We start from the raw sequence: 23,967 nt of genomic DNA on the forward strand, positions 1-23,967 counted from the left end.
AGGAAACGGCGCGACCCGAGGGCACGGGATGGAAACAGGGCGGCGGACACCGCCCCAATAGCGAACGGGATGACCCATGACAGCACTCGACACGGATATTCGCGACGGTGTGGACCGCGAAACGGTGGAAACCGTTCAGGCCATGGGCGGCAAATACAAATACGGTTGGGAGACCGATATCGAGATGGACTATGCGCCCAAGGGCGTGAACGAGGATATCGTTCGTCTGATCTCGGAGAAAAACGGCGAGCCCGAGTGGATGCTGGATTGGCGTCTGCAGGCGTTCAAACGCTGGAAGCAGATGGACGAGCCGGAATGGGCGATGGTGAACTACCCGCCGATCGACTACCAGGATCAGTATTACTATGCCCGGCCCAAGAGCATGGAAGAGAAGCCGAAATCCCTCGATGACGTGGATCCGAAGCTTCTGGCGACCTATGACAAGCTGGGCATTCCGCTGAGAGAGCAGATGATCCTCGCCGGTGTCGAAGGCGCCGAGGAAGTGCCCGCGGAAGGCCGCAAGGTCGCGGTGGACGCGGTGTTCGACAGCGTTTCGGTCGGGACGACTTTCCAGAAGGAACTGAAAGAGGCGGGCGTGATCTTCTGCTCGATCTCCGAAGCCATCCAGGAGCATCCCGAACTGGTGAAGAAGTACCTCGGTTCTGTCGTGCCGATCACCGACAATTTCTTCGCGACGCTGAATTCGGCCGTCTTCTCGGACGGCTCGTTCGTCTACGTGCCGCCGGGCGTGCGCTGCCCGATGGAGCTCTCCACCTATTTCCGGATCAATGCCGAGAATACCGGGCAGTTCGAGCGGACGTTGATCATCGCCGACAAGGGCTCTTACGTCAGCTATCTGGAAGGCTGCACCGCGCCGCAGCGCGACACCCATCAGTTGCACGCGGCGGTTGTCGAACTGGTGGCGCTGGAAGATGCGGAGATCAAGTATTCCACGGTCCAGAACTGGTATCCGGGCGACGAGAACGGCAAGGGCGGGATCTACAATTTCGTGACCAAACGCGCCGATTGCCGGGGCGACAGGTCCAAGGTGATGTGGACCCAGGTCGAGACCGGATCGGCGATCACATGGAAATACCCGTCCTGCATTCTGCGTGGCGATGACAGCCAGGGAGAGTTCTACTCCATCGCAATCGCCAACAACATGCAGCAGGCCGATACCGGCACCAAGATGATCCATCTGGGCAAGAATACGAAAAGCCGGATCGTGTCCAAGGGCATCAGTGCGGGCCGGGCGCAGAACACCTATCGCGGTCTGGTCTCCATGCATCCGAAGGCCAAGAACGGGCGGAACTACACGCAATGCGACTCGCTTCTGATCGGCGATCAGTGCGGCGCGCACACGGTTCCCTATATCGAGGTCAAGAACAACTCCGCCCGCGTGGAGCATGAGGCGACGACATCGAAAGTGGATGACGATCAGCTGTTCTATTGCCGTCAGCGGGGCATGGACGAGGAAGAAGCCGTGGCCCTGGTGGTGAATGGGTTCTGCAAGGAGGTGCTGCAGGCCCTGCCGATGGAATTCGCGATGGAAGCGCAGCAGCTTGTGGCGATTTCGCTGGAAGGCTCCGTGGGGTAATGTCCGCGCCGTTCGAGACAGAGCGGGCCACCTATCTCTACGATGTGTTGTCGCCCGAGCGGCTGACGCGGATTGTGGATGTGGGGGCCAATCCGCTGGAAGCGGCACCCTACGAGGGGTTGCTGAAGGCAGGCCTGTGCGAGGTCTGGGGCTTCGAACCTCAACCGGAGAGATATGACGAGCTGGTCGCCGAAGCCGGTCCGCATGAGCACTATCTGCCTCATGCGATCGGCGCGGATGGCCCGGCCACGCTGAATATCTGTCAGGGCTCGGGCTTCACGTCTCTGCTTGAACCGAACATGGACACGTTGGACGCGATTGGCCGGATGCGGCGCGGCGCGACGGTGAAGGAGCGTGTGGAGATCGTCACGAAGCCGCTGGACGGGCTGGAGGATCTGCCCGATTTCGATTTGCTGAAGATCGACATCCAGGGCGGTGAAACGGTTGTTTTCGAACATGGCGTCAAGAAGCTGAGGTCGGCCCTTGCGGTCATCACCGAAGTTGCGGCCATACCGCTTTACGTCGATCAGCCGCTGATCGACGCGCAGATGCAGAGCTTGCGAAAGCTCGGGTATCAGTTGCACAAGTTCCTGTTCCTGAAGACGATCAAGTTCTTCAACGTCCATACCAGCCGGCTTCAGAGGCGGTTCTATCGCAGCCAGGCGGTGGATGGGGATGCGGTGTTCCTTCGGGCGCTGCTGGATATCCCCAGCCTCGGCGACGAGGAGCTGAAACATCTGGCCATGCTGAGCGACGCGGTTCTGCTGAGCCAGGATATCACCGTCACGGCGATGGGCGAGTTGTCGGTTCGCGGAAAACTGTCGGAGGATCAGCTTCACGGCTATATCGACCGGCTGCCGCATGTGGATCCGAGATAGGGGAGGAACATATGATCATCACGACCACGCATAGTGTCGAAGGCCACCAGATCGCCGAATACAAGGGGATCGTCGTGGGCGAAGCGATCCTTGGCGCGAATGTGTTTCGCGACCTCTTCGCGAGGGTCACCGATATCGTCGGGGGCCGGTCGGGCGCCTATGAAGAGGAACTTGGCAAGGCCCGCCAGACCGCGCTTGACGAGATGGCCGATCACGCCCGCGACCTGGGCGCCACGGCGGTCGTCGGCGTGGATCTGGATTACGAGGTCATCAACAACATGCTGATGGTCTCGGCCTCCGGCACCGCGGTGCGGCTCGGCTGAGCATGGCGACAGCATCCGATATCCTGCCCGGCCACAGGCCCGATGGCGTCCGCGATGCGATATCCGGCGCCCGAAACGACCGTATCACCCGCGCGGCTGCCCGCGCACTGCATTCATCCGGCGCCCGTTGCGGCGGCCTGACAATCAAGAGGACCCATATATGTTGAGCATCAAGAACCTGCACGTGAAGCTGGAAGAGGAAGACAAGCAGATCCTGAAAGGGGTCGACCTGACGGTCGAATCCGGCAAGGTCCATGCGATCATGGGGCCGAACGGCTCGGGCAAGTCGACGCTGAGCTATGTGCTTTCGGGCCGCGATGGCTATGAGGTGACCGAAGGTGAGGCCGTTCTGGAGGGGCAGGATATCCTTGACATGGACCCCGAGGAACGCGCCGCCGCTGGCCTGTTTCTGGCGTTCCAGTACCCGGTCGAGATCCCGGGCGTGGGCAACATGACCTTCCTTCGGACGGCCGTGAACGCACAGCGCAAGGCCCGCGGCGAGGAGGAGATGAGCGCCGCGGATTTCCTCAAGCTGATCCGGGAGAAGGCCAAGGCCCTGAAGATCGATGCGGACATGCTGAAACGGCCGGTCAATGTCGGCTTTTCCGGCGGTGAGAAGAAGCGCAACGAGATCCTGCAGATGGCGATGCTGGAGCCGAAGATGTGCATTCTGGATGAAACCGATAGCGGGCTGGATGTCGATGCCATGAAACTGGTCGCCGAGGGGGTGAACGCCCTGCGTGATGCGGGCCGGGGCTTTCTGGTCATCACTCATTATCAGCGTCTGCTGGACCATATCAAACCGGACGTCGTGCATATCATGGCCGATGGCCGCATCGTGAAGACCGGCGGGCCCGAACTGGCCCTTGAGGTCGAGGAAAACGGATATGGCGATATTCTGGCGGAGGTGGCGTGATGGCGTTGGCTCAAGCCAAGATCGACCTGACCGAGGCGCGGCTTTCCAGGCTGGAGATGCCCGCCGGGTCATCCTGGGCCGCAGAGGCGCGGCAGGGGGCGGCCGCGCGGTTGCGCGCCTCCGGCCTGCCGACGCGGCGGGACGAATACTGGAAATTCACCGATCCCGCGACGCTGACCGCGGCCGAACCGCCACAGGCCGCCATTTTCGAGGCGCGGGACGAGGCGCCGCTTTACGACGGGATCGACCGGCTGAAACTGGTCTTCGTCGATGGCGTGTTCGATGCCGCCGCAAGTGACGATCTGACCCTTGAAGGGGTGGAGATCGACCTGCTTGCCGATGCGCTGGCCAAGGATATCCATTGGGCCAAAGATCTGTATGGTGTGCTGGAAACCCGCGGGCAGGACCCGGTCGCACGGCCGCTTGCGGCGCTGAACACTGCCTATGCCACGAACGGGATCGTCCTGCGGGCCACGGGCAAGGTCAGCAAGCCGATCAATCTGATCTATCTGCATAATGACGTGGCCTCGGACGCGATCCTTCACCATCTGGTCAAGATCGAGGAGGGGGCCGAGGTAACCGTGCTGGAAAGCGGCCCGGCCGCCGCGCGCTTCAACAAATGCATGGAAATCGAGGTGGCCGATGGCGGGACGTTCCACCACGTCAGGGCGCAGGGCAGGGATCACGAGCGCCGCGCGGTCACGCATATGTTCTCCCGGATCGGCAGCGGATCGACCTTCAAGTCCTTCACGCTGACAGCCAATGGCGTGTTGACCCGCAACGAGAACATCATCGAGATCGTGGGCGACGATGCGGTGGCCCATGTGGCGGGCGCGGCCCTTGGCGATGGCGCGCGGGGCGCGTTTCACCATGACGACACGGTTTTTATCACCCATGACGCGGAACGCTGCGAAAGCCGTCAGGTGTTCAAGAAGGTGCTGCGCAACCGGGCCGAAGGCGTGTTTCAGGGCAAGATCCTGGTGCGCCAGGGGGCGCAGAAAACCGATGGCTACCAGATCAGCCAGGCGTTGCTTCTGGACGAGGACAGCAGCTTTCAGGCCAAGCCCGAACTGGAGATCTACGCCGATGACGTGATCTGCTCCCATGGCTCGACCACGGGCGCGATCGACGAGGACGGGCTGTTCTATCTCCGCTCGCGGGGTGTGCCCGAGGACAAGGCGACCGATCTGCTGGTTCTGGCCTTTCTGGCCGAAGCCATCGAGGAGATCGAGGATGAGCGCCTGCGGGAGGATATCCTGCTGCGTCTGCAGCAATGGCTGGAGCGGCGGCGCGGGTAAGCCATGGCGGTCACGACGGATATCGTGCAAAGCTGGCGCAGGCCCCGACGGGTGATCCGCAGGCTGCTGGATATGGGGCGGCGCGAAGATCGCGCGCTGGTCTATCTGATCCTGGCATGTCTGCTGATCTTCGTGGCCCAGTGGCCGCGCCTGCAGCGCGAGGCGATCCTGATGCCGGAGCGCCCTCTCGATGCGCTGATCGGCGCGGCTCTTTTCGGCTGGCTGTTCATCGCGCCGCTGTTGTTCTATGCCATCGGCATGCTCAGCCATCTGGTGGCGCGCATGCTTGGCGGCAAGGGTACCGGTTATTCCGCCCGGCTCGCGCTTTTCTGGTCGCTTCTGGCGACCAGCCCGGCCTTCCTCTTCTACGGGATGGTGGCGGGGTTCATCGGGCCGGGGCCAGCCCAAACCATGGTTGGCGTGGGGCTGCTCTTGGCCTTTGTCGTAATCTGGGGCATGACGCTAATCGAGGCCGAACAGGCGCCTGAAAGGCAGGGCTAGGATGACCGATATCGCGACCCTGGGATCGCTCTTGCGCCTCGCGCGCGATACTGTGGCGAACCCGCGCGAAGGTGCCACCACCGTACTTACCTTTGCGCCGCCGCGGCAGGCGCTCTGGCTGATGCTGGCGCTTGTCGTCGTGGTCACGATGCTGCTTGGCTTCGTCTTCAATCTGGTCGCTCCGCCAGCGCCCGGCGACGTGGCGGTTCAGATCTCACCGGTTACGTTTGGTCTGGTTCAGGGCGTTCTGCTGATCGTCATGGTCCACGCGATCCATCGGATCGGCGCGGCGTTCGGGGGTACGGGGCGTTTCGAGGAATCCCTCCTGCTGGTGATCTGGCTGCAATTCATCTTCATCTGCATCCAGGTCCTGCAGGTGCTGGCGATGCTGATCCTGCCGGTGCTTGGGCCACTGATCTTCCTGCTGTCGATCGCGTTGTTTTTCTGGCTTCTGGTCAATTTCATAGCGGCGCTGCACGGGTTCCGGTCGCTTGGTCAGGTCTTGGTGATGGTGATCCTGACACTCATCGGCTTCGCGTTGCTGGCGAGTATCATTCTCGCAATTCTGGGTGTGCAGATGCCACAAGGAGGCGTTTAGATGTATGATGTCGAAAGCATTCGCGCGGATTTTCCGATCCTCGCGCGGGAGGTCAATGGCAAGCCGCTGGTCTATCTGGACAGTGGCGCCTCCGCCCAGAAACCGCAGGTCGTGATCGACACGGTCGCGCATGCCTATTCGATGGAGTATTCCAACGTCCATCGCGGGCTGCATTACCTGAGCAACCTGGCGACCGAGAATTACGAGGCTGTCCGTGGCAAGATCGCCCGGTTCCTCGGCGCCCGCGACGAGGAAGAGATTGTCTTCACCTCGGGCACGACCGAAGGCATCAATCTGGTGGCCTATGGCTGGGCCATGCCGCGGATGGGAGAGGGGGACGAGATCATCCTCTCGGTCGCCGAACACCACGCCAATATCGTGCCCTGGCATTTCCTGCGTGAGCGGCAGGGGGTCAAGCTGGTCTGGGTCGACACGGATGCGAATGGCGATCTGGATCCGGCGACGGTGCTGGATGCGATCACGCCGCGCACCAAGCTGATCGCGCTGACCCATATGTCCAACGTTCTGGGCACCGTGCTCGACGTGAAAACCATCGTTGCGGGGGCCCATGCTGCGGGCGTGCCGGTCCTGCTCGACGGGTCGCAATCGGCGGTTCACATGCCCGTCGATGTGGATGATATCGGCGCCGATTTCTACGCCATCACCGGGCACAAGCTCTATGGTCCCTCGGGCTCCGGCGCGATCCATATCCGGCGTGAGCGGATGGAGGAGATGCGGCCCTTCATGGGCGGCGGCGACATGATCCGCGAGGTGCACAAGGATCAGATCACGTGGAATGATCCGCCGATGAAATTCGAGGCCGGAACGCCCGGCATCGTCCAGCAGATCGGGCTTGGCGCGGCGCTGGATTACATGATGGGCGTGGGCCTGGATCGGATCGCGGCCCATGAAGCGGATCTGACCGCCTATGCCCGGTCAAGGCTGGACGGGTTGAACTGGCTGAATGTGCAGGGCAACTCCGCAACCAAGGGGGCGATTTTCTCCTTCACCCTCAACGGGTCCGCCCATGCCCATGATATCTCGACGATTCTGGACAAGAAGGGAGTTGCCGTGCGCGCGGGCCACCATTGCGCACAGCCGTTGATGGAGCATCTGGGCGTAACCGCGACCTGCAGGGCGAGCTTCGGGATGTACAACACCCGGGCCGAGGTCGACGCGCTTGTCGATGCCCTTGATCTGGCCCACGATCTCTTCGCCTGAGCGTGATGCCTTATGTGCCCCCCGCGCGGCGGATACCGCGCAGGACACGCATCGCGAACCCCGGTCTGCCTCGGCATGATCCTCCGATATGTGGCAACGGCCTCCCGCAAGGGACGGGCGGGAGCGGGTTTTCTCCGGCACAAGGGACGCCGGTACGCTCTCCCCGCCCGTCCGCGTGATCGAGTCATCACGAACATTGCGCATCGCGGGCTGCAAGGTTGAGGATTGCAGCCGCTCCGATCGGAGGGTATAGCGACGTCAGGCACCCGTAGCTCAGCTGGATAGAGCGCCGCCCTCCGAAGGCAGCTTCTACAGTGGCAAAGTGCGAGAAAGAGTGTAGGGAACCAATAACTTACGAGGGAGACCGGAAAAGACTAAGTTGGAAACTCACCAGATTCTCACCAGAAGCAATGTTGCTACTTGATGTGAGGATCCGAGTTGACGATTCAGACTGGGTCAGGATACCCAGACAAAATGCACCCGTAGCTCAGCTGGATAGAGTGTCGGCCTCCGAAGCCGAAGGTCACAGGTTCGAATCCTGTCGGGTGCGCCATTTTTCTCTAAATATCAATATTTTAGCGAAACACGCGTTCAAGAACTTATTGCTTACGCAGGAAGTTCGCGTAAGCAGTTGGGCTGGTGCAAAGCGCCGAAACAGCGCCTTCGACCTATCGGATCGTGCACGTAATACCGCGTCCGAAGCCACTCGCAGTAAGCGCGATCGCGCAGGACGAGTCGGTGGCCGACGAACTCCACTCTGACGGTATCTCCCAGCTTGCGATCTCCCCTAAATGGATGCCAACCGAATGGATGCTAGCGGGGCACCGAATAGACGAGGCAAGCTCGAAAGACGTTCCCGCGCTCGCCTGCACGGAATCGTTTCGCACTTGACAAACAAAGCCATAGCAAAGCACTTATAGTACTCAGCAGTACCTCAATTTTGGACATGTCCGATGTGTGCCATCCTTACAGCCTTCGCGACCTCTCCGGACCGCGGTCGGGCATTGGCGCGCGACTTCCGCGTGCGGTGGGCGCTAGAGGAAGCTGGACAACCATACGATGTTCGCCTCCTGACTTTTACAGAACTCAAGGCGCCAGATCATCGGAACCTTAATCCATTCGGACAGATCCCGACTTGGCAAGACGGCGATCTCCATCTTTTCGAATCTGGTGCAATCGTCTTGCATATCGGGCTGCGGTATCCGGGGCTGCTCCCGGACGACGAGGCCGGTCGTGCTCGGGCTATTGCCTGGACATTTGCAGCCATCGACACAGTCGAGCCACCGATCTGGGACTGGGATCTCGCGCGTATGTTCGAGCGCGACAAACCCTGGCACGCGGAGCGCCAACCGATGTTGGAATCGCGCATTCGTCAGCGCCTGAGCGAACTCGCAACGTGGCTTGGTGGATCGGACTGGCTGGAACGCGAGTTCTCCGTTGGCGACCTGATGATGGTCACTGTGTTGCGCCGCCTCCATGGCTCCGAATTGCTTGAGGAGCATCCATCACTGGTGGCGTATGTTTCTCGCGGCGAGGCACGTCCGGCCTTCGGGCGCGCGTTCGCTGCGCAGAAGGCGGTGTTCGATCGAGCGACTGCGAGCGCATAGGGAAGGACACATCATATGATGGTAGCGTTACATCGCGACATCATCTGCCATCCGAATGGCGGCGGCCGACGCCACGCGATGGGGCAGCCGACTGCGCTTTTCAGGGCGGATGGGGTCGGTGACGGGTTCCAACGCAATATGTCGGTCAACGTGGACCGGTTTGCAGAACGCGGGGGCACCGGAGTGAGCCGGTCAGTGGCGCTGCGATGGCACCCAGGATGTTTCGGAGCATTCGACTGTCCAGCGAGAACCTTCACATGATTGATGCTCTATTGTCCCCAGCACTCTTTGCCTTCTTCGTGGCGGCCGCCTCGCCGGGACCGGCCACGCTGGCCGTATCGACGACGGCCATGGCAGGCGGGGCGAGAGCGGCGGCTTTTCTGGGACTGGGTCTGGCAGCCGGCTTGGCATTCTGGGGTCTGGTGGCTGCGGCCGGCCTTGGCGCACTGCTCGTGCAATCCTCCGCCGCCCTCACCGTTCTGAGGTGGTTCGGAGGCGCCTATCTGCTCTGGCTTGCCTGGCAATCGGCGCGTAGCGCGATCACACCCCTCGCTGGAGGGGCCGACATCGCCCCGGTTGCAGAGAGGAAGCTGGTGCTGCGGGGACTCATGCTCAATCTCAGCAACCCTAAGGCGGTCTTGGCCTGGATCTCCATTCTCGCTCTTGGCGTGGGCTCGACAGACGACAGTTCGGGTCTGGCATTGATCACCGCGCTCTGCGCGATCCTCGGTCTGGTGATCTACCTCGCTTACGCCGTCCTGTTCTCGCAAGCCACGATCCGGTCCGGCTATCGCCGAGGGCGTCGAGCCATCGACGCCATGGCTGCCACCTTCTTCGGATATGCAGGCCTCAAGCTGGTCCTGACGCGCCCGGAGACGAATTGATCGGACTGCCGAAAGACGAGGCCAGAACTAGCGAATTAGCGCAGCTTGCGTGGCTTCAGACCCTTTGAGAGCACTTCAGCAGCGCCGCACGTCGAAAGGGATCGAGCCCTTCAGTGTCTCACCGCCCGACGTCTCAGCCGTCCGGTGGCCTTGACTGTGGGCCGCCGCCATCTGCGGAGGGCGATGTTGATCTCGCCGCGCGCGATCCAGCCCAATATCCGCTGCTTGAGATGCAAATGATCGTACCTTGTTCCTCTAGTCTGAGTCCCGATCAGCGGCGTGACTTGTCGGGCGACTGCGCGGCGCCATAGGCCGCAAGGAATACGTCGACAGCCGCATCAGCATAATCCGCGTGCTGGGACCGGTCCTCGATCGTGTCCACATCGAACATTCCGCGGTTCATGGGGATCGATAGGATTAGCCAGTTGAACTGTTCCGCAGCAATTTCCGCGTCCGCGATGTTCAGAAGCCCGCGTTCGCACAGCCCTTTAAGGCACTCTGCCAACTTCTCTCTAGCACGCTTGGGCGCGGCCTCGTACCAGGCCTTGGCGATATCGGGAAACCGTTCGACCTCCGAGATAATGCGCCGTCGCACCTGCATGATATCCGGCTGGATGACATCGAAGATGTGCTGCCGGGCGAAAGCACGCAGATCGTTCTCTAAGTCGTTGGACTCAGCAAGTGTGTCGAATGCCTCTGCACCCTGCTCCTCGGCAGCCGCGATGAGGCGCTGCAGTGCTTCTCGCACTAGATCGTCCTTGTCGGAAAAGTGGCGGTAGATCGTCTGCTTTGAGACCGAAGAGCGCGCGGCCACCTCGTCCGTGCTCGTCCCCGAGTACCCTTTCTCTAGATAGAGCTGCAGCGTTGCGTCCAGAATCGCCCGGCGCACTTCTTCGGGGTGGGGGCGTGGTCGCCTTTTAGGAGTCGGTACCACCAGCTAATGACCTCCTGGATGGGTACTTGACAGTACTAGAGTTTCGAGACATTTTATAGTACTGATTAGTACCCAAAGGAGTGAGCTGTGTCCAGATCATCCAGCGTGAAGTCCAAAGACGGAACCTCGATCTCGTTCGACCGAACCGGAAGCGGTCCCGTGCTGATCCTCATCGAGCCTGCCGGTCACTACCGGGCCCTAAGCGCGTTCGATGAACTCGTACCTCTGCTGGCGCAAGACTTCACCGTTTGTCGCTATGACCGTCGCGGCCGTGGCGAGAGTGGCGATACGCCCCCCTATAGGCCGGAGCGCGAAGCTGAGGACCTGGAGGCGCTGGTCAGGAAGGTTGGCGGTCACGCCTTTGTATATGGCTACTCCTCTGGTGCGCTGCTTGCGCTGCACGCCACGGCCTTAGGGGTTCCATTGGCTGGAGTGGTTCTCATGGAGCCGACGCTGCAGGACGAGACGCGGGAAAATTCCGATCCGTTGACGGGGCAACTCGATGAACTGACGAAAGCTGGCCGTGATGAAGACGCGGTGGAACTCTTCCACTCGTCAATCGGTGTACCGGACGAAATGATATGCGATATGCGTGGTACGGACAGGTGGATGGGGATGATCAGCGTCGCGCCGACACTTGTTTACGACTGCCGTTTGTCTGACGCGATGGGGCCAGAGGTTTTGAGTGCCGTCTCAGTACCGACCCTCATCCTAGACAGCGAGGGGAGCAGCGACGACCTCACAGGCTCCGCCGCTACCGCCGCACGCCGGATTCCGGGTGCGCGCCACAAAAGCCTGCCAGGTGAGTGGCACGTTGTCGCCCCGGACCTTATTGCGGCGGAGATTAAGGAATTCTTGCTTGACGAGGCCATGGTGTGACCGCGCCGCATCTTGTCAATTTTGAGGCGTTTGGATGGTCGACCGCGTGACTTAGGAAAGGAGCGTCAAGTTAGCGCAATTCCTCGGACATTCCTGTTACTCGGAATGCCTTACGGGGTGTCTGCATTGCAGGTGCCATTTAAGATGGTTGTGTCTGAAGAACTCGATCAAATTGCTGACTGCGCGTGACCTAAGTCCAAAATAATGGGTGAATTTCGTTCCAGCAAAGGAATGATCGAGATCCCGAACAAGGTTTACGGAAGATCAGATGATCGGAATGAAGCGAGAGCAGAAGGCCGGGATATCGGCGGACTGAACACCTTCGGCTTGGCACTGCCTTTTGAATGGGCGCTCGTTTCGACACGACAAGCAAAATGTGGATCGCTCGTGACGTGACCCCCTGATTTTCCTCCACGAGCGATTAGAGTCTGGCCTTGAAGGAAGGACAGACGATGAAGCGTGTGAGGTTTTCAGAAGAGCAGATTATTGGCGTGCTGAAGGAGGCGGAGGCGGGCGCGAAGACCGCTGATCTGGCCCGGCGGCATGGTGTGTCGGAAGCGACGATCTACAACTGGAAGGCCAAGTATGGTGGGCTGGAGGTATCCGAGGCCCGGCGCCTGCGAGAGCTCGAGAGCGAGAACGCCAGGCTCAAGCGGCTGCTGGCCGACACGATGCTGGACAACGTTGCGCTGAAGGATCTTCTTTCAAAAAAGTGGTGACGCCCGCCGCGAAGCGGGAAGCTGCCGCTCATCTCCAGGCGTGCCACGGGATGAGCGAGCGGCGGGCGTGCCGTGTCATCGATGCTGATCGCAAGAGCGTGCGCTATCGTTCCATCCGGGATGATGACGGTGCTCTGCGCGAGAAGCTGCGCGATCTGGCCAACCAGCGTCGCCGGTTCGGCTACCGTCGCCTGCATATCCTGCTGCGCCGGGAGGGCGTGATGATCAACCGGAAGAAGACCCAACGGCTCTATAAGGAGGAAGGGCTTGCAGTGAGGCGGCGACGCAGCCGCAAGCGTGCTGTGGGCATCAGAGCACCTGCTGCGGTGCTGGCTCTGCCCAACCAGCGCTGGAGCCTGGACTTCGTGCACGACCAGATCATGACGGGCCGCCGGTTCCGTGTGCTCAACGTGGTCGATGACGTGACGCGCGAGTGCCTGGCGGCTGTGCCGGACACCTCGATCTCCGGGCACCGTGTCGTGCGCGAGCTGACCCAGCTGATCGCCCAGCGCGGCAAGCCGGGCATGATCATTAGCGACAATGGCACCGAGCTCACCAGCAATGCCGTGCTCGCATGGTGCGGCGAGATCGGGGTGGAGTGGCATTACATCGCGCCGGGCAAGCCGATGCAGAACGGCTACGTCGAGAGCTTTAACGGCCGCATGCGCGACGAGCTGCTGAACGAGACCCTGTTCCTCAGCATGGCTCACGCACGGGTCGAGATCGCTGCTTGGGTCGAGGATTACAACCAAGAGAGGCCACACTCGTCCCTTGGCTACGCAACCCCGGCGGCGTTCGCCGCTGAACTGCATAAGCAATGGCCTGCTTCGCTACGCCCTACGGGCTCCGCTACGCAGCCCATTGCTTCAACCGCGCTGATGCGCAAAACAACCGCCCGGCTCTAATCCCAGCTGGGGGAAAGCTGGGGGTCACGTCACTCGGGCGGGTATCCGCTTCAAGGAAGAAGCTTCATTTAACGTCTTTCCTCAGACCCTTCGTGAAAGAGCTTTCACTATACACCGCAGTTAGGAGCATAGTCCGTCAATGAAAATGTCGAGGTGTCGATGGGCGATTTCGCGTTCTTCGTTCAAGGAAAGACCAATTGCGAGCGGTCTCGAGAAGCGGATCATAGCGAGCACAATATCCCGCTCAGAGACGTCGCTACGAAAAGGGCCATCTTGTTGGGCGCCTGCAACGATGGTTTTCATAAATGTCTCGGCGCGGGAGCGAAGGTCTGGCCAATCATGCTTTTCTAGAAGCGGGTGAATTATGTTGACTACCCCGATCCCGTTATCAAGTGCGGAGTGCATGTATTGGCGAAGCGCATCCACCCCGTCGGGCGTGCTTTCTACAATATTCTCTCCAGAACTAATGCTCCTTTCCAATACGCAGCGGACAACAGCATGCAGTAGAGACTGCTGATCTGGGAAATGTCGGTAGAGCGTTCCAATGCCGACGCCAGCACGCCTTGTGATCGCGTCCCGAGAAGGTTCACCGCCCACCTCAAGAATCAATTCAGTCGTAACGTCAAGTAGGTGCTGCCGGTTCCTTAAGGCGTCCGCCCGCATCTCGTTCATTTCCCTCTTAATCTTGATCTACGAAACATCCATCATATCGCTCATAAACGCCGACACAGTCTTCGCATTTGTCGCATCTGCCAGATGTCCAGGCTAGTCGCGCTGACGTTTTCTTTGCGGTGTTGTGAACCACGTTGCGCCACCTTGACTAGTCACTAAACGGAGGATTATACTCCGTTTAGTGACTAGTCAAGGTCTTGGAGGTAGAGCGCCATCATGAAACAGCCGCTAGGCAGTCTCCGCACTTTCCCATGAGAGATCATGATATCGGCAGGGATCGGAAGCTTTCATGCGGGAGTACAAGGGATTGGGAAATTTATTCTGAGTGTTGGGCGCGTCGCTTCCTAAGCATCGCGAAATCGTCAATTTGGTGGACGCAAACGAGGACAAAAAGATGACTGGCAATCGAAATTCGGACACTGCAGTTCGATCCGACGCTGAATGTTTTTACTATGGGACGCGCGATGATCTTCGGCCAGGCGACACCGTTTCACCTGCTGATCCGTTTGGACGTCCAAACGGTGGAGGCTCGTCCTTCACGTATATGACGCCCAATCTTGATGCGGCGACATGGGGTGCGGAACTTGCTGCGGGCGATGCGCCGCCGCGGGTGTATGTCGTCGAGTCGGACGATGACATCGAAGACGCATCCGAACTGATTGCGGAAAACGCGCCGCGCCACCCTTTCATGTCGTGGCGAACGAGAGGGAAAGTCCGCGTCAAATCGGAAGTAACGGAGTGGACCTGGTACCACGGAACGCGTGCCAAGCTAAGCCGGGGCGACATGCTCGTCCCTGGGAGTGATCCGAACTACGGCATGACACTAAGTCACGTCTATCTTGCCCGGACGCTCGAAGCCGCCGTCTGGGCCGCTGAGCTGGCGCTCGGGGATGGCCCCCAACGCATCTACATCGTCGAGCCGACCGGCCCAGTCGAAGATGATCCGAACGTCACCAATAAGAGATTTCGAGGAAACCCGACAAAGTCGTTTCGCTCGCGAGACCCCCTGCGCGTGGTCGGTGAGATCACCGACTGGCAGGGGCACTCCGAGGAAGCGATCGAGGCCATGAAGGAGGGTGTCGAAAAGCTGGCGCAGCAAGGCCACGGTCCTATCGACTGAGGGTAGAGAGGTGGCGATCGAACTGAGACATCTGCGCTATGTGGTTGCCGCTTCCAAGTGCGGGAGCTTTCGGCGTGCCGCCGTGTCGTTGGGCATCGAGCAATCCGCCATCAGTCGGCGTATCCGTGATCTTGAAGACGAACTCGGCGCGTCGCTCTTCAATCGTCATTCCGGCGGTGTCATCCTGACCCATGCAGGCAAGAAATTCGTCCGCCATGCCCGGCAGGCGCTGAGCGAAGTCTCCTTCGCCGCCGACGATATCGGGCCAATCGGCCGTGGCGAAGAAGGCGCGGTTCGGATTGGCATCTTTTCGTCACTGGCATCCGGCTTCCTGGCGCAGATGCTGCGTGCCTATAGCGACCGCTATGGCAATGTACGTATCGACATTATCGAAGGGGCACCATCCGATCACATCTCGGCCGTCCGCCGGCATAGGTTAGATGTTGCCTTCGTTACGGGCACACCGTCCCTGACCGATTGCGATGCGGCACAACTCTGGACCGAACGCGTGTTTGCGGTGGTTCCTGATGCGCATCCCTTGTCGGAACGGAAGTCGATCCGTTGGGAGGATCTTCGAGCTGAGACTTTCATCCTCAGCGAGGGCGATCCGGGACCGGAGATCCACGATTTTCTGATCAAGCATCTGGCCGATCTCGGTGTTCATCCTGCGATCGAGCGGCACCGTGTGGGCCGCGATAATCTCATGCAGATCGTATCTTTTGGACGCGGCGTGACGCTGACGAGCGAATCCACGGTGGCTACTCAGTTCCCCGGCGTGGTGTATCGGCAGCTCGAGGGTGAAATGTTGCCCTTCTGCGCCGTCTGGTCGCCGAACAATGACAATCCCGCCTGGCGACGGATGCTCAGCCTCGCGCGGCTAACAGCGCGACGGAATGGCATCTGCGACGGCAAGAAAACTAAGTCTGTCCCGCATTTGATGGCATCGTCGACGCCTTCCGCTCACGGAGCGCGTTCCGCGCCTTCGCGAAGCCGCGATCGGTTGCCATAAAGCGCTCAACCATTGGCGCGATCAGCTTGACGGGCTCCTCGACCGGCTGACCGGTCTCGTGACCGAGGACTTCCGCATAGTCGGCAAGGTCGCGGTGTACAGCGGCCGGCAGTTCGACGGTGAGCTTAACCGGCTTGTCGTCGACAAGGGGGCCGAGTTTCAGTTTGCTCATCACTGTCCCCTTTGCGGCTCGATGATCAGATCGCGGGTGACGATCACACTGACGGGGAAGCCCGGTCGGATCGTGAGCGTCGGCGCGCGCCCGACTTGGCGGCGCACGACCTCTTCACCAGCATCGCCGATCGTGTCCTGCGCCCCGTCGCGGATGGCCCGAGCGATCTCGTCGCTGTCATCGGTCGCAAGCTCCGCTCCGACATTAAGGAGGGTCGAGAGGACCGCGGCTTTGGCGATGTCCCACCAGTGATGGTCGACACCGTCCTCCAGCCCACTGAAGCCCGCGGCATCGGCACCGGGCTGCCGTTCCAGGACGATCGAGCGGCCGCCGGGCAGGATGATGCGGTTCCAGACGAGGAGCACCCGGCGCTGGCCGAAGCCGACTCCGCTGTCATATTCGCCGATCAGGCGTGCGCCCTGCGGTATCAGCAGGTAACGCCCCGACGGGCTGTCATAGACGTTCTGGGTGACCTGGGCGACGATCTGGCCGGGCAGGTCGGAGCGAATGCCGGTCACGAGCGCCGCCGGAATGACGGCGCCCGCCTGAAGGACATAGGGCGAGGCCGGCGGCGTGACGCGGTCCGGCGTCATTGTCCGCCGGTCGGCGGCCTGATTGAGGAACGCCAACTGCCGCTCTTGCGCGGTCGGTGTCCGCTGCTGGCTCGGAAGCGCCGTCGGAATGCCGCTGGCGAGATCGAGACCAGGGCTTGCCGGTGGGGTTTGGGTCCGACCGGCCTGGGTGGCGAAGAAGAGCTCACTGGTGCGGGCCGCTTCCATCTCCGCGAGCCGGCGTTGTTCCTCCGGATCGGGTCCGGGAACGGGTGTTGCGGGCACCGGGCGACCCTCTTCCTGCGCGCGGCGGATCGGCCGACCGAGATCACCGGGAAGCGCGGGCCCCAGCTGCGGAACATCGCTGTAGTCCGACGGCAAGCGCCGCAACTCGTCGGCCGTCGGCCGGTTCTCGGTCGTGTAGAGCTCGTTCGGCCCCTTTCTTCCGTCCCGGCCCTGAAGCGCGAAGATCAAGGCACCGCCAATGCCGAGCGCGGTAACGATCGCCAGTCCCGCCAAAACCTTGCGTGACAGGCGCACGACCCGCGGCGGTTCGGCGCGCACCCGGAATGCCTCCTTCGGATCAGGTCGATCGACAGGCTTCGTAGCCTCGGCCTCCAGGGTCGGGGTTTCGGTTTCATCGGTCATGACGGTGCTCCTCCGATGCGCTGGCTGTCCGGCTGCGCCGCACGCCATCGGTGCGCACGATCCGCACCATCTGCTGGTTCCGTCCGCCGAGGCGGAGTTCGGCGGCGGCGAACAGTCGGTCGACGATCAGGATGTTGCCGCGGACGCGGGTGTTGACGATCTGGGCCTCGCCTTCGGCGCCGATGATGAAGAGCGGCGGCATGTCGCCCTGCACGATCCCGCGCGGGAAGACGATGTAGACCCTGCGCCCATCGTCGAAGACGGTCTGAGGCCGCCAGGGCGGCGTGTCACCCTCGAGGCCGTAGCGGTAGCGCCGCTGCGATGCGGGCGGAATTGTAGGCTGAGTTACAGCGGGCGGTCGCACCTGGCCGCGAACACGCGGATAAGACCAGGCGACCGAGGGCATATACGTGTCCTCGTCAGCGCGCAGCTCGATCAGATAAGTGCGCCGGTCGGTGTTGATGACGAGGTTTGTCGTGATGTCGGGCCGGGTCGGCTTGACCAGGATGTGGACGCGTTGGCTCCGGCCACTGCCGCTTTCGGTGTCGCCGATGATCCAGCGCGCGGTGTCGCCGGTGGCAACGGGTCCGGCGCCGGTTAGTCGCTCGCCTGGTTCGAGCGCAATATCGGTGATCTGACCGGGCGCAGCATAGATCTGGTAGAGCGCGCCTTGGCTGTAAGGAAACACCTGAATGGCGTTGTAATAGCCCTCACGCCGAGGCTGGACGCGGGCGGCGGCATTGGCGTTGACGACACGCGCTTCCGGCGTGCGAGCGCTGTTCCCGCCGCGCGAAGGCGTCCAGGCTGGCGGCGTGTGCACGGGCCTTGGGGGCTGTTCGACGATGGGCGGTGGCGGTGTCGGGAGCGACGGCACGTCGTCGTCATAGGTGATCTCGGGCGGCCTGTAGGTGGCGCAGCCGGACAGGATGAGGGCGACCGCCAAGGCGAGCGGGAGTGTGGGAGTCTTGTGTCTCATTCCTGCAGCTCCCGCGACCAGTTGATGGCATGGACGTAGATGCCGAGCGGGTTCTTGCGCAGCCGCTCGGTGGTGCGCGGCGGCTGCACCGAGATGGTCAAGATCGCCGTCCAGCGTTCGGTCGAAGCGAGGCTGCCGTCGCGGTAGCGCCGCTCGGTCCAGGCAATGCGGAAGCTGTCGGGCGAGGCGCGGATGACGCTGGAGACATCGACCGAGACCTGCATCTCGCCGACCTTCTCGAAGGGATCGTTGGCGCGCGCGTACTCGTTGAGCGCCAGCGCGCCGCGGTCGGTAGTGAAGTCATAGGCGCGCAGCCAGTTCTGGCGCACGACGATCGGATCAGCGGCGATCGAGCGGACGTGCTCGATGAAGCGCGCCAGATGGAATGCGATCTGCGGATCGGTCGGCTGGTAATCGGCAGCCGCAGGCGCGACCGTCCTCGCCTCGCCGAGTGCATCGACCTCGACCACCCAGGGCTGAATCGTGCCGCGTGCGGATTGCCAGACGAGACCGGCCGCAAGGCCCGCCGCGAGTAGCAACGCGCCGAACGCCAGAAGCCGCCAGTTCTTCGCCTGGACGCGAGCGGAACCGATGCGCTCGTCCCAGACCTGCGCGGCTTTCTGATAGGGCGTCTCGGGTTCGGGGGTCTTGCCGTAATGGAGAGTGGGTCGCTTGAACATCATCGGTCGCTTTCGGAAAGGTTGATGGAAGAGCCGCCGCCATGGCTGTCGCCGGAGCGAACGGCGTGTGCAGTGGCGGTCGCGCCATGGTGGAGGGATTGGGAGCGCTTCATGCGCTTGGCCCAGGCGGGCTGTGCGGACGAGGAGTTGGCGGTTCCGACATCGGTAGAACCACCCTGGATGCTCCCGCCGCTCGCCTCGATCGCGGTGTGGGCACCGCCACGCGCGCTCTCACGCATGGCGCCTGCCATCTTCTTGAGGGGCGACATGGCGACGCCGGCTCCAGCCCGGGCAACGCCTCCCATACCACCAGCGACACCGGCAGCGCCGCTCTTCCCAGCCGAACCGAGACTGTAAGCCGCGTGGGTTCCGCCGGTCATCGCCGCACCGCCCCGAGCACCGGCCATCGCTCCCTTGGCGACAGCACCGCCCGCCATCCCCGTTCCGGCCACGGCCGCGGCGGTCACGCCGGCGGCCGCGACACCTGTGCCGATTGCCGCACCCGCGCCGAGCTGCGGGCCGCCCGAGATTAGCCCGTTGGCGATGCCGGGGCCGAAGATGCCGAGGCCGAGCAGCGAGAGCGCGGCGAGCACGATCGCCATCGCCTCCTCGATATTGGGCTGGTCGCCGCCGAAACCAGCCGTGAATTCGGCGAACAGCGTCGAGCCAATGCCGATGATGACTGCGAGGACGAGGATCTTGACGCCCGAAGAGACGACGTTGCCGAGCACCCGCTCGGCGAGGAAGGCGGTCTTTCCGAAGAGGCCGAACGGTATCAGCACGAAGCCCGCCAGCGTCGTCAGCTTGAATTCGATCAGTGTGATGAAGAGTTGGATGGCGAGGATGAAGAAGGCGAGCAGAACCATCGCCCAGGCGAACATCAGCACGATGATCTGGATGAAGTTCTCGAAGAACGAGATGTAACCCATCAGGTCGGAGATGGAGTCGAGAATTGGGCGTCCGGCGTCGAGACCGACCTGGGCGACGCGACCGGGGCGCAGCAGATCGGCGGTGGTGAAGCCGGTGCCGGTCGCTTGTAGGCCGAGACCGGCGAAACTCTCGAAGACGATGCGGGCGAGCGTGTTCCAGTTGGAAATGATGTAGGCGAAGATGCCGATGAAGAGCGTCTTCTTGACGAGACGCGCGAGGATGTCGTCGTCGGCGCCCCAGGCCCAGAAGAGCGCGGCGAGGGTCACATCGATGACGATCAGCGTTGTGGCGAGAAACGCGACCTCACCGCCCAAGAGACCGAACCCGCTGTCGATGTAACGGGTGAAGACCTCGAGGAAGCGGTCGATGACGCCAGTGCCGCCCATGGCTTACTCGCTCCTCGCGGAACCTGTGTCGAGGAAGCGGCGGCGCTTATCGGCCCAGGCATCGAGACAGTACTGATCGTCAAGGGCGGCTTCTCCGAGCGCCTGACAGCGCCGCAGTTCGGCGCGGTTCGGATCGGGCAGATCGATTCTGGCAGGCGGGGGCCTGATCACGATCTCATCGTCACGGCTGAACTCCAGCAATGCGGCGAGGAGCGCGACGAGCACGAAGATGCCCGTGCTGAGCCGAATGAGCACCGCCCGTTTCACAATCAGCCTCCGTTCGGGAACATCTCGGCATTGCCGGGCCGATAGCCCTCGCCGGGTTCGAGGAAGCGGCGGCGCTGTTCGCGCGCCTGTTCCTGTGCGGCGGCCCGCTGGGCGGCTTCTAGGTTCTGTGCCCGTCCCTGTGCGGCGATCACGGCGGTGAGATCGGAGATCTGCTGCGCCTGAAGCGCGAGAAGCTGATTACCGGCCTGGGTCGCCTGCAACGCGCCCGTGGCGGACTGGCTTGCACCGACCAGAGCCGACATTTGCGCACGGTTGGTCTCGATATTGCCCACGACGCCCGCCTGAACACGCATCGCGTCCTGCAATCCGGCTACGGTATTCTGCCAGCGGTCCTTGGCGCCATCGATCAGCGCCTGGTCGGAAGCGGTCATCGACGCGTCGCCGTAGCTCGTCTCGAAGGCTCGATCGATCTGCTGCACGTCATAGGCGATCCGTTGTGCCTCGCTGAGTAGCGCCTGCGTTCTGGCGACGGACTGCTGCAGCTGCTGGAGCGAGGAATACGGCAGGCTTGCAAGATTGCGTGCCTGATTGATCAGCATCTGCGCTTGGTTCTGCAGCGAACTGATCTGGTTGTTGATCTGCTCCAGCGCGCGGGCCGCCTGCAGGACGTTCTGCGCATAGTTGGTCGGGTCGTAGACGATCCGGCCGAAGCCGAACTGCGCCTGGGCCGGCGTCGTCAGGACCGGCGACAGCACCAGGGGTGCGGCCAGCAATGCGGCGGCAATCCGGCGGATGCGAAGTCGTTTGAGTGTCATGGGGTCTTCTCCTTTTCTTCTGCGGCGGTGGGATCATCGGAAAGGTCGAGTGCGATCTGGTCTTCGAGGTCATCGTCGGCTTCGAAGCGATCGAGATTGGACAGCTCGGGAATGAGGTCGGCGGCCCAGGCAACACCGCGTTCGCGCAGCCAAGCGCCGACGAAGCCCTTACGACCGCTGTCGGCGAGAATGCGGGCAATCGCCGCCTGATCGGTTTTGGCCGAAGTTGCTGTGAAGGCGAGCGCCACCTCGCCGAGACCGAGCTCGAAGAGCCGGTTGCCGCGCCGCGACTGGCAATAATAGTCGCGCTTCGGCGTCGCGCGAGCGAGGATCTCGATCTGTCGGTCGTTGAGACCGAAGCGGCGATAGATGGTGGTGATCTGTGGTTCGATCGCGCGTTCATTCGGTAGGAAGAGACGCGTCGGACAACTCTCGATGATCGCGGGCGCGATGGCGCTGCCGTCGATGTCGGAGAGCGACTGGGTGGCGAAGACGACGCTGGCGTTTTTCTTGCGCAATGTCTTCAGCCATTCGCGCAGCTGCCCGGCGAAGCCTTCATCGTCGAGCGCCAGCCAGCCCTCGTCGATGATCAGCAGGGTCGGGGATCCATCGAGTTGACCCTCAATCCGGTGGAACAGATAGCCGAGCACGGCGGGTGCGGCCCCGGTGCCGATCAAGCCCTCGGTCTCGAAGGCCTGGACGCTTGCTTCGCCGAGGCGCTCGGCTTCGGCGTCGAGCAGCCGACCGAACGGGCCACCGACGCAATAGGGTTGCAGCGCGCGCTTCAGATCCTGCGATTGCAATAATACCGACAGACCGGTCAGCGTGCGCTCGCCGACCGGGGCAGAAGCAAGCGATGACAACGCCGACCAGAGATGATCTTTCACCTCAGGTGTTACGGTCACGGCCTCACGCGCCAGGATCGCGGTAAGCCAGCCTGCCGCCCAGCTTCGCGTGGCGGCATCATTGATGCGCGCCAGCGGCTGAAGTGCAACCGGCTCCGACGCGTCGTCCGACAGGGAACCGCCGAGATCGTGCCAATCGCCGCCCATGGCGAGCGCCGCCGCGCGGATCGAACCGCCGAAGTCGAAGGCGAAGACCTGCGAATCGGCATAGCGGCGGAACTGCAGCGCCATCAATGCCAGCAAGACTGATTTGCCCGCACCGGTCGGGCCAACCACCAAGGTGTGGCCGACATCGCCGACATGAAGAGAAAACCGGAACGGGGTCGCGCCTTCTGTCTGGCCGAAGAGCAGTGGGGGCGCTGCAAAATGCTCGTCCCGTTCCGGCCCCGCCCATACCGCCGACAGGGGGATCATATGGGCGAGATTGAGCGTCGAGACCGGCGGCTGGCGGACATTGGCGTAGACATGGCCGGGCAGCGAACCTAGCCAGGCCTCGACCGCATTCACAGTCTCGGCGATGCAGGTGAAGTCGCGGCCCTGGATCACCTTCTCGACGAGGCGCAGCTTCTCGTCGGCGATGCGCGGGTCTGTGTCCCAGACGGCGACCGTCGCCGTCACATAGGCCTCTCCGATCAGGTCGGAGCCGAGTTCCTGCAGTGCTGCGTCGGCGTCCATCGCCTTGTTATGCGCGTCGCTGTCGAGCAGCGCCGCCGCTTCATTGGTCATGATCTCTTTCAAGATCGCGGCGATCGACTTGCGTTTGGCGAACCACTGCCGCCTGATCTTGGTGAGCAGCCGTGTTGCATCGGTCTTGTCGAGCATGATCGCGCGCGTCGACCAGCGATAGGGAAAAGCGAGCCGGTTGAGATCGTCGAGGATGCCGGGCGTCGTAGCGCTCGGGAAACCAGTAATGGTCAGCATTCGCAGATGCGCCATGCCGAGTATCGGTTCGAGCCCGGCGGTGAGCGGCTCATCCGCTAGCAGCGCGTCGAGATGCATTGGCAATTCGGGCACGCGGACCCGCTGGACTTTGGTGGAAATGGATGAATGCAGATAGGTCAGCGTCTCGGCATCATCGAGCCAGGCGCATTCGGGCATGAAGCCTTCGATGAGTTGCAGCACGCGGTTCGTGCGGTCGACAAAGCCCGCCAGGGTCTCGCGGGCATCGGCACCCGCCACCCTTTCGCGGCCTTCATAGAGAAACCGTTCGGCGCGCGCTGCTTCCTCAGCGGGCGGCAGGTACAGCAGCGTCAGGAAATAGCGGGATTCAAAGTGAACGCCTTCCTCCTCGAACTGCGCTTTGCGCTCGGCATCGACCAGGGCCGAGGCGGCGTCGGGAAAGCGGCTTTCGGGATAGGAGCTGGCGGGCACGCGCTGCGCCTCGACAAACACCGCCCAGCCAGAGCCCAATCGGCGCAATGCATTGTTGATCCGTCCTGCGACCGCGACCAGTTCCGCAGGTACGGCGCTATCGAGATCGGGACCGCGAAACCGTGCCGCGCGCTGGAACGAACCGTCTTTGTTGAGAACCACGCCATCGCCGACAAGCGCGGCCCAAGGCAGAAAGTCTGAAAGGTGGTTCGAGGTGCGGCGATATTCGGCGAGGTTCATCATC

At 62.1% G+C, this 23,967-nt stretch carries 24 protein-coding genes, 1 tRNA gene and 2 pseudogenes; 17 read left to right on the top strand and 10 right to left on the bottom strand.

Annotated features, from left to right (window positions below; translation table 11 throughout):
* Positions 1-76: 76 nt before the first annotated feature.
* The 11 genes from sufB (at position 77) to ACQ651_RS04760 (ending at position 9,823) form a co-directional block, all read left to right on the top strand.
* On the top strand, positions 77-1,597 hold the full coding sequence (sufB, locus tag ACQ651_RS04710) for a Fe-S cluster assembly protein SufB (RefSeq protein WP_227285551.1): 1,521 nt from the start codon (positions 77-79) through the stop codon (positions 1,595-1,597).
* Positions 1,597-2,475, top strand: coding sequence for an FkbM family methyltransferase (locus ACQ651_RS04715; protein ID WP_430448550.1), 879 nt, complete (start codon positions 1,597-1,599; stop codon positions 2,473-2,475). Before sufB ends, ACQ651_RS04715 begins: the two co-directional genes overlap by 1 nt.
* 11 nt (positions 2,476-2,486) lie before the next feature.
* Positions 2,487-2,798 (top strand): heavy metal-binding domain-containing protein, encoded by a 312-nt coding sequence (locus ACQ651_RS04720; protein WP_227285553.1) that lies wholly within the window; start codon positions 2,487-2,489, stop codon positions 2,796-2,798.
* 160 nt (positions 2,799-2,958) lie between these two features.
* Positions 2,959-3,714: a Fe-S cluster assembly ATPase SufC gene (gene sufC, locus ACQ651_RS04725; protein ID WP_227285554.1), complete on the top strand. Its 756-nt coding sequence runs from the start codon at positions 2,959-2,961 to the stop codon at positions 3,712-3,714.
* Positions 3,714-5,012: a Fe-S cluster assembly protein SufD gene (sufD, locus tag ACQ651_RS04730; RefSeq protein ID WP_375552564.1), complete on the top strand. Its 1,299-nt coding sequence runs from the start codon at positions 3,714-3,716 to the stop codon at positions 5,010-5,012. The genes sufC and sufD overlap by 1 nt, the downstream gene beginning before the upstream one ends.
* Before the next feature lie 3 nt (positions 5,013-5,015).
* Entirely contained in the window at positions 5,016-5,513 is a 498-nt protein-coding gene (locus ACQ651_RS04735; RefSeq protein ID WP_227285556.1) for a YIP1 family protein, read from the top strand.
* 1 nt (position 5,514) lies between these two features.
* Complete coding sequence (locus tag ACQ651_RS04740; RefSeq protein WP_227285557.1) at positions 5,515-6,111, top strand: Yip1 family protein; 597 nt, start codon at positions 5,515-5,517, stop codon at positions 6,109-6,111.
* A complete protein-coding gene (locus tag ACQ651_RS04745) occupies positions 6,112-7,332 on the top strand; it encodes a cysteine desulfurase (protein ID WP_227285558.1) in 1,221 nt (406 codons plus the stop codon).
* Positions 7,333-7,808: 476 nt separating this feature from the next.
* Positions 7,809-7,885, top strand: a tRNA-Arg gene (locus tag ACQ651_RS04750).
* 400 nt (positions 7,886-8,285) lie between these two features.
* Positions 8,286-8,939: a glutathione S-transferase family protein gene (locus tag ACQ651_RS04755; RefSeq protein ID WP_430448552.1), complete on the top strand. Its 654-nt coding sequence runs from the start codon at positions 8,286-8,288 to the stop codon at positions 8,937-8,939.
* 257 nt (positions 8,940-9,196) lie between these two features.
* Positions 9,197-9,823: a LysE family translocator gene (locus tag ACQ651_RS04760; protein WP_430448553.1), complete on the top strand. Its 627-nt coding sequence runs from the start codon at positions 9,197-9,199 to the stop codon at positions 9,821-9,823.
* Between the two features lie 271 nt (positions 9,824-10,094).
* On the opposite strand, the gene ACQ651_RS04765 is transcribed toward ACQ651_RS04760, so the two are convergent.
* Complete coding sequence (locus tag ACQ651_RS04765) at positions 10,095-10,712, bottom strand: TetR/AcrR family transcriptional regulator (protein ID WP_430448555.1); 618 nt, start codon at positions 10,710-10,712, stop codon at positions 10,095-10,097.
* 132 nt (positions 10,713-10,844) lie between these two features.
* Between ACQ651_RS04765 and ACQ651_RS04770 the strand changes: the two genes are divergently transcribed.
* The 3 genes from ACQ651_RS04770 (at position 10,845) to ACQ651_RS04780 (ending at position 13,260) form a co-directional block, all read left to right on the top strand.
* Positions 10,845-11,636: an alpha/beta fold hydrolase gene (locus ACQ651_RS04770; protein ID WP_430448557.1), complete on the top strand. Its 792-nt coding sequence runs from the start codon at positions 10,845-10,847 to the stop codon at positions 11,634-11,636.
* Between the two features lie 204 nt (positions 11,637-11,840).
* Complete coding sequence (locus tag ACQ651_RS04775) at positions 11,841-12,032, top strand: hypothetical protein (RefSeq protein ID WP_430448559.1); 192 nt, start codon at positions 11,841-11,843, stop codon at positions 12,030-12,032.
* A 56-nt stretch (positions 12,033-12,088) separates the two neighbouring features.
* Positions 12,089-13,260 (top strand): IS3 family transposase gene (locus ACQ651_RS04780; RefSeq protein WP_430448561.1). Its coding sequence is split into 2 segments (ribosomal slippage): positions 12,089-12,341 and positions 12,341-13,260, totalling 1,173 coding nucleotides; the frame shifts between segments, so codons are not numbered across the junction.
* 120 nt (positions 13,261-13,380) lie between these two features.
* Here the strand turns inward: ACQ651_RS04780 and ACQ651_RS04785 are convergent.
* A complete protein-coding gene (locus ACQ651_RS04785; RefSeq protein ID WP_430448562.1) occupies positions 13,381-13,932 on the bottom strand; it encodes a TetR/AcrR family transcriptional regulator in 552 nt (183 codons plus the stop codon).
* A gap of 394 nt (positions 13,933-14,326) precedes the next feature.
* On the opposite strand from ACQ651_RS04785, the pseudogene ACQ651_RS04790 reads away from it, so the two are divergent.
* From ACQ651_RS04790 to ACQ651_RS04800, 3 genes and pseudogenes are all read left to right on the top strand, one after another.
* Positions 14,327-14,662 (top strand): annotated as a pseudogene (locus ACQ651_RS04790) (NAD(+)--rifampin ADP-ribosyltransferase); the annotation flags it as partial.
* 15 nt (positions 14,663-14,677) lie between these two features.
* Positions 14,678-15,052, top strand: a pseudogene (gene arr / locus ACQ651_RS04795) (NAD(+)--rifampin ADP-ribosyltransferase); the annotation flags it as partial.
* Between the two features lie 10 nt (positions 15,053-15,062).
* Positions 15,063-16,061, top strand: coding sequence for a LysR substrate-binding domain-containing protein (locus ACQ651_RS04800; protein WP_430448564.1), 999 nt, complete (start codon positions 15,063-15,065; stop codon positions 16,059-16,061).
* On the opposite strand, the gene ACQ651_RS04805 is transcribed toward ACQ651_RS04800, so the two are convergent.
* Genes ACQ651_RS04805 through trbE form a run of 8 tightly spaced genes read right to left on the bottom strand, consistent with a single transcriptional unit; the run spans position 15,970 to position 23,966 of the window.
* The gene (locus ACQ651_RS04805; protein ID WP_430448565.1) at positions 15,970-16,233 is read right to left on the bottom strand and encodes a DUF2274 domain-containing protein; all 264 of its coding nucleotides are present in this window, start codon (positions 16,231-16,233) and stop codon (positions 15,970-15,972) included. The genes ACQ651_RS04800 and ACQ651_RS04805 overlap by 92 nt on opposite strands.
* Positions 16,233-17,432, bottom strand: coding sequence for a TrbI/VirB10 family protein (locus ACQ651_RS04810; RefSeq protein ID WP_430448567.1), 1,200 nt, complete (start codon positions 17,430-17,432; stop codon positions 16,233-16,235). Before ACQ651_RS04810 ends, ACQ651_RS04805 begins: the two co-directional genes overlap by 1 nt.
* A complete protein-coding gene (trbG, locus tag ACQ651_RS04815; protein ID WP_430448568.1) occupies positions 17,422-18,408 on the bottom strand; it encodes a P-type conjugative transfer protein TrbG in 987 nt (328 codons plus the stop codon). Before trbG ends, ACQ651_RS04810 begins: the two co-directional genes overlap by 11 nt.
* Entirely contained in the window at positions 18,405-19,088 is a 684-nt protein-coding gene (trbF, locus tag ACQ651_RS04820) for a conjugal transfer protein TrbF (protein WP_430448569.1), read from the bottom strand. The genes trbG and trbF overlap by 4 nt, the downstream gene beginning before the upstream one ends.
* Positions 19,088-20,404, bottom strand: a complete 1,317-nt coding sequence (trbL, locus tag ACQ651_RS04825) for a P-type conjugative transfer protein TrbL (RefSeq protein WP_430448570.1) — start codon at positions 20,402-20,404, stop codon at positions 19,088-19,090. The genes trbF and trbL overlap by 1 nt, the downstream gene beginning before the upstream one ends.
* Positions 20,405-20,407: 3 nt before the next feature.
* On the bottom strand, positions 20,408-20,671 hold the full coding sequence (gene trbK-alt / locus ACQ651_RS04830; protein ID WP_430448571.1) for a putative entry exclusion protein TrbK-alt: 264 nt from the start codon (positions 20,669-20,671) through the stop codon (positions 20,408-20,410).
* Positions 20,672-20,673: 2 nt separating this feature from the next.
* A complete protein-coding gene (gene trbJ / locus ACQ651_RS04835; RefSeq protein ID WP_430448572.1) occupies positions 20,674-21,447 on the bottom strand; it encodes a P-type conjugative transfer protein TrbJ in 774 nt (257 codons plus the stop codon).
* Positions 21,444-23,966 (bottom strand): conjugal transfer protein TrbE, encoded by a 2,523-nt coding sequence (trbE, locus tag ACQ651_RS04840; protein WP_430448573.1) that lies wholly within the window; start codon positions 23,964-23,966, stop codon positions 21,444-21,446. Before trbE ends, trbJ begins: the two co-directional genes overlap by 4 nt.
* Position 23,967: the final 1 nt, after the last annotated feature.

The sequence above is a fragment of the Rhodophyticola sp. genome (assembly GCF_965284195.1).
Lineage (GTDB): Bacteria > Pseudomonadota > Alphaproteobacteria > Rhodobacterales > Rhodobacteraceae > Rhodophyticola.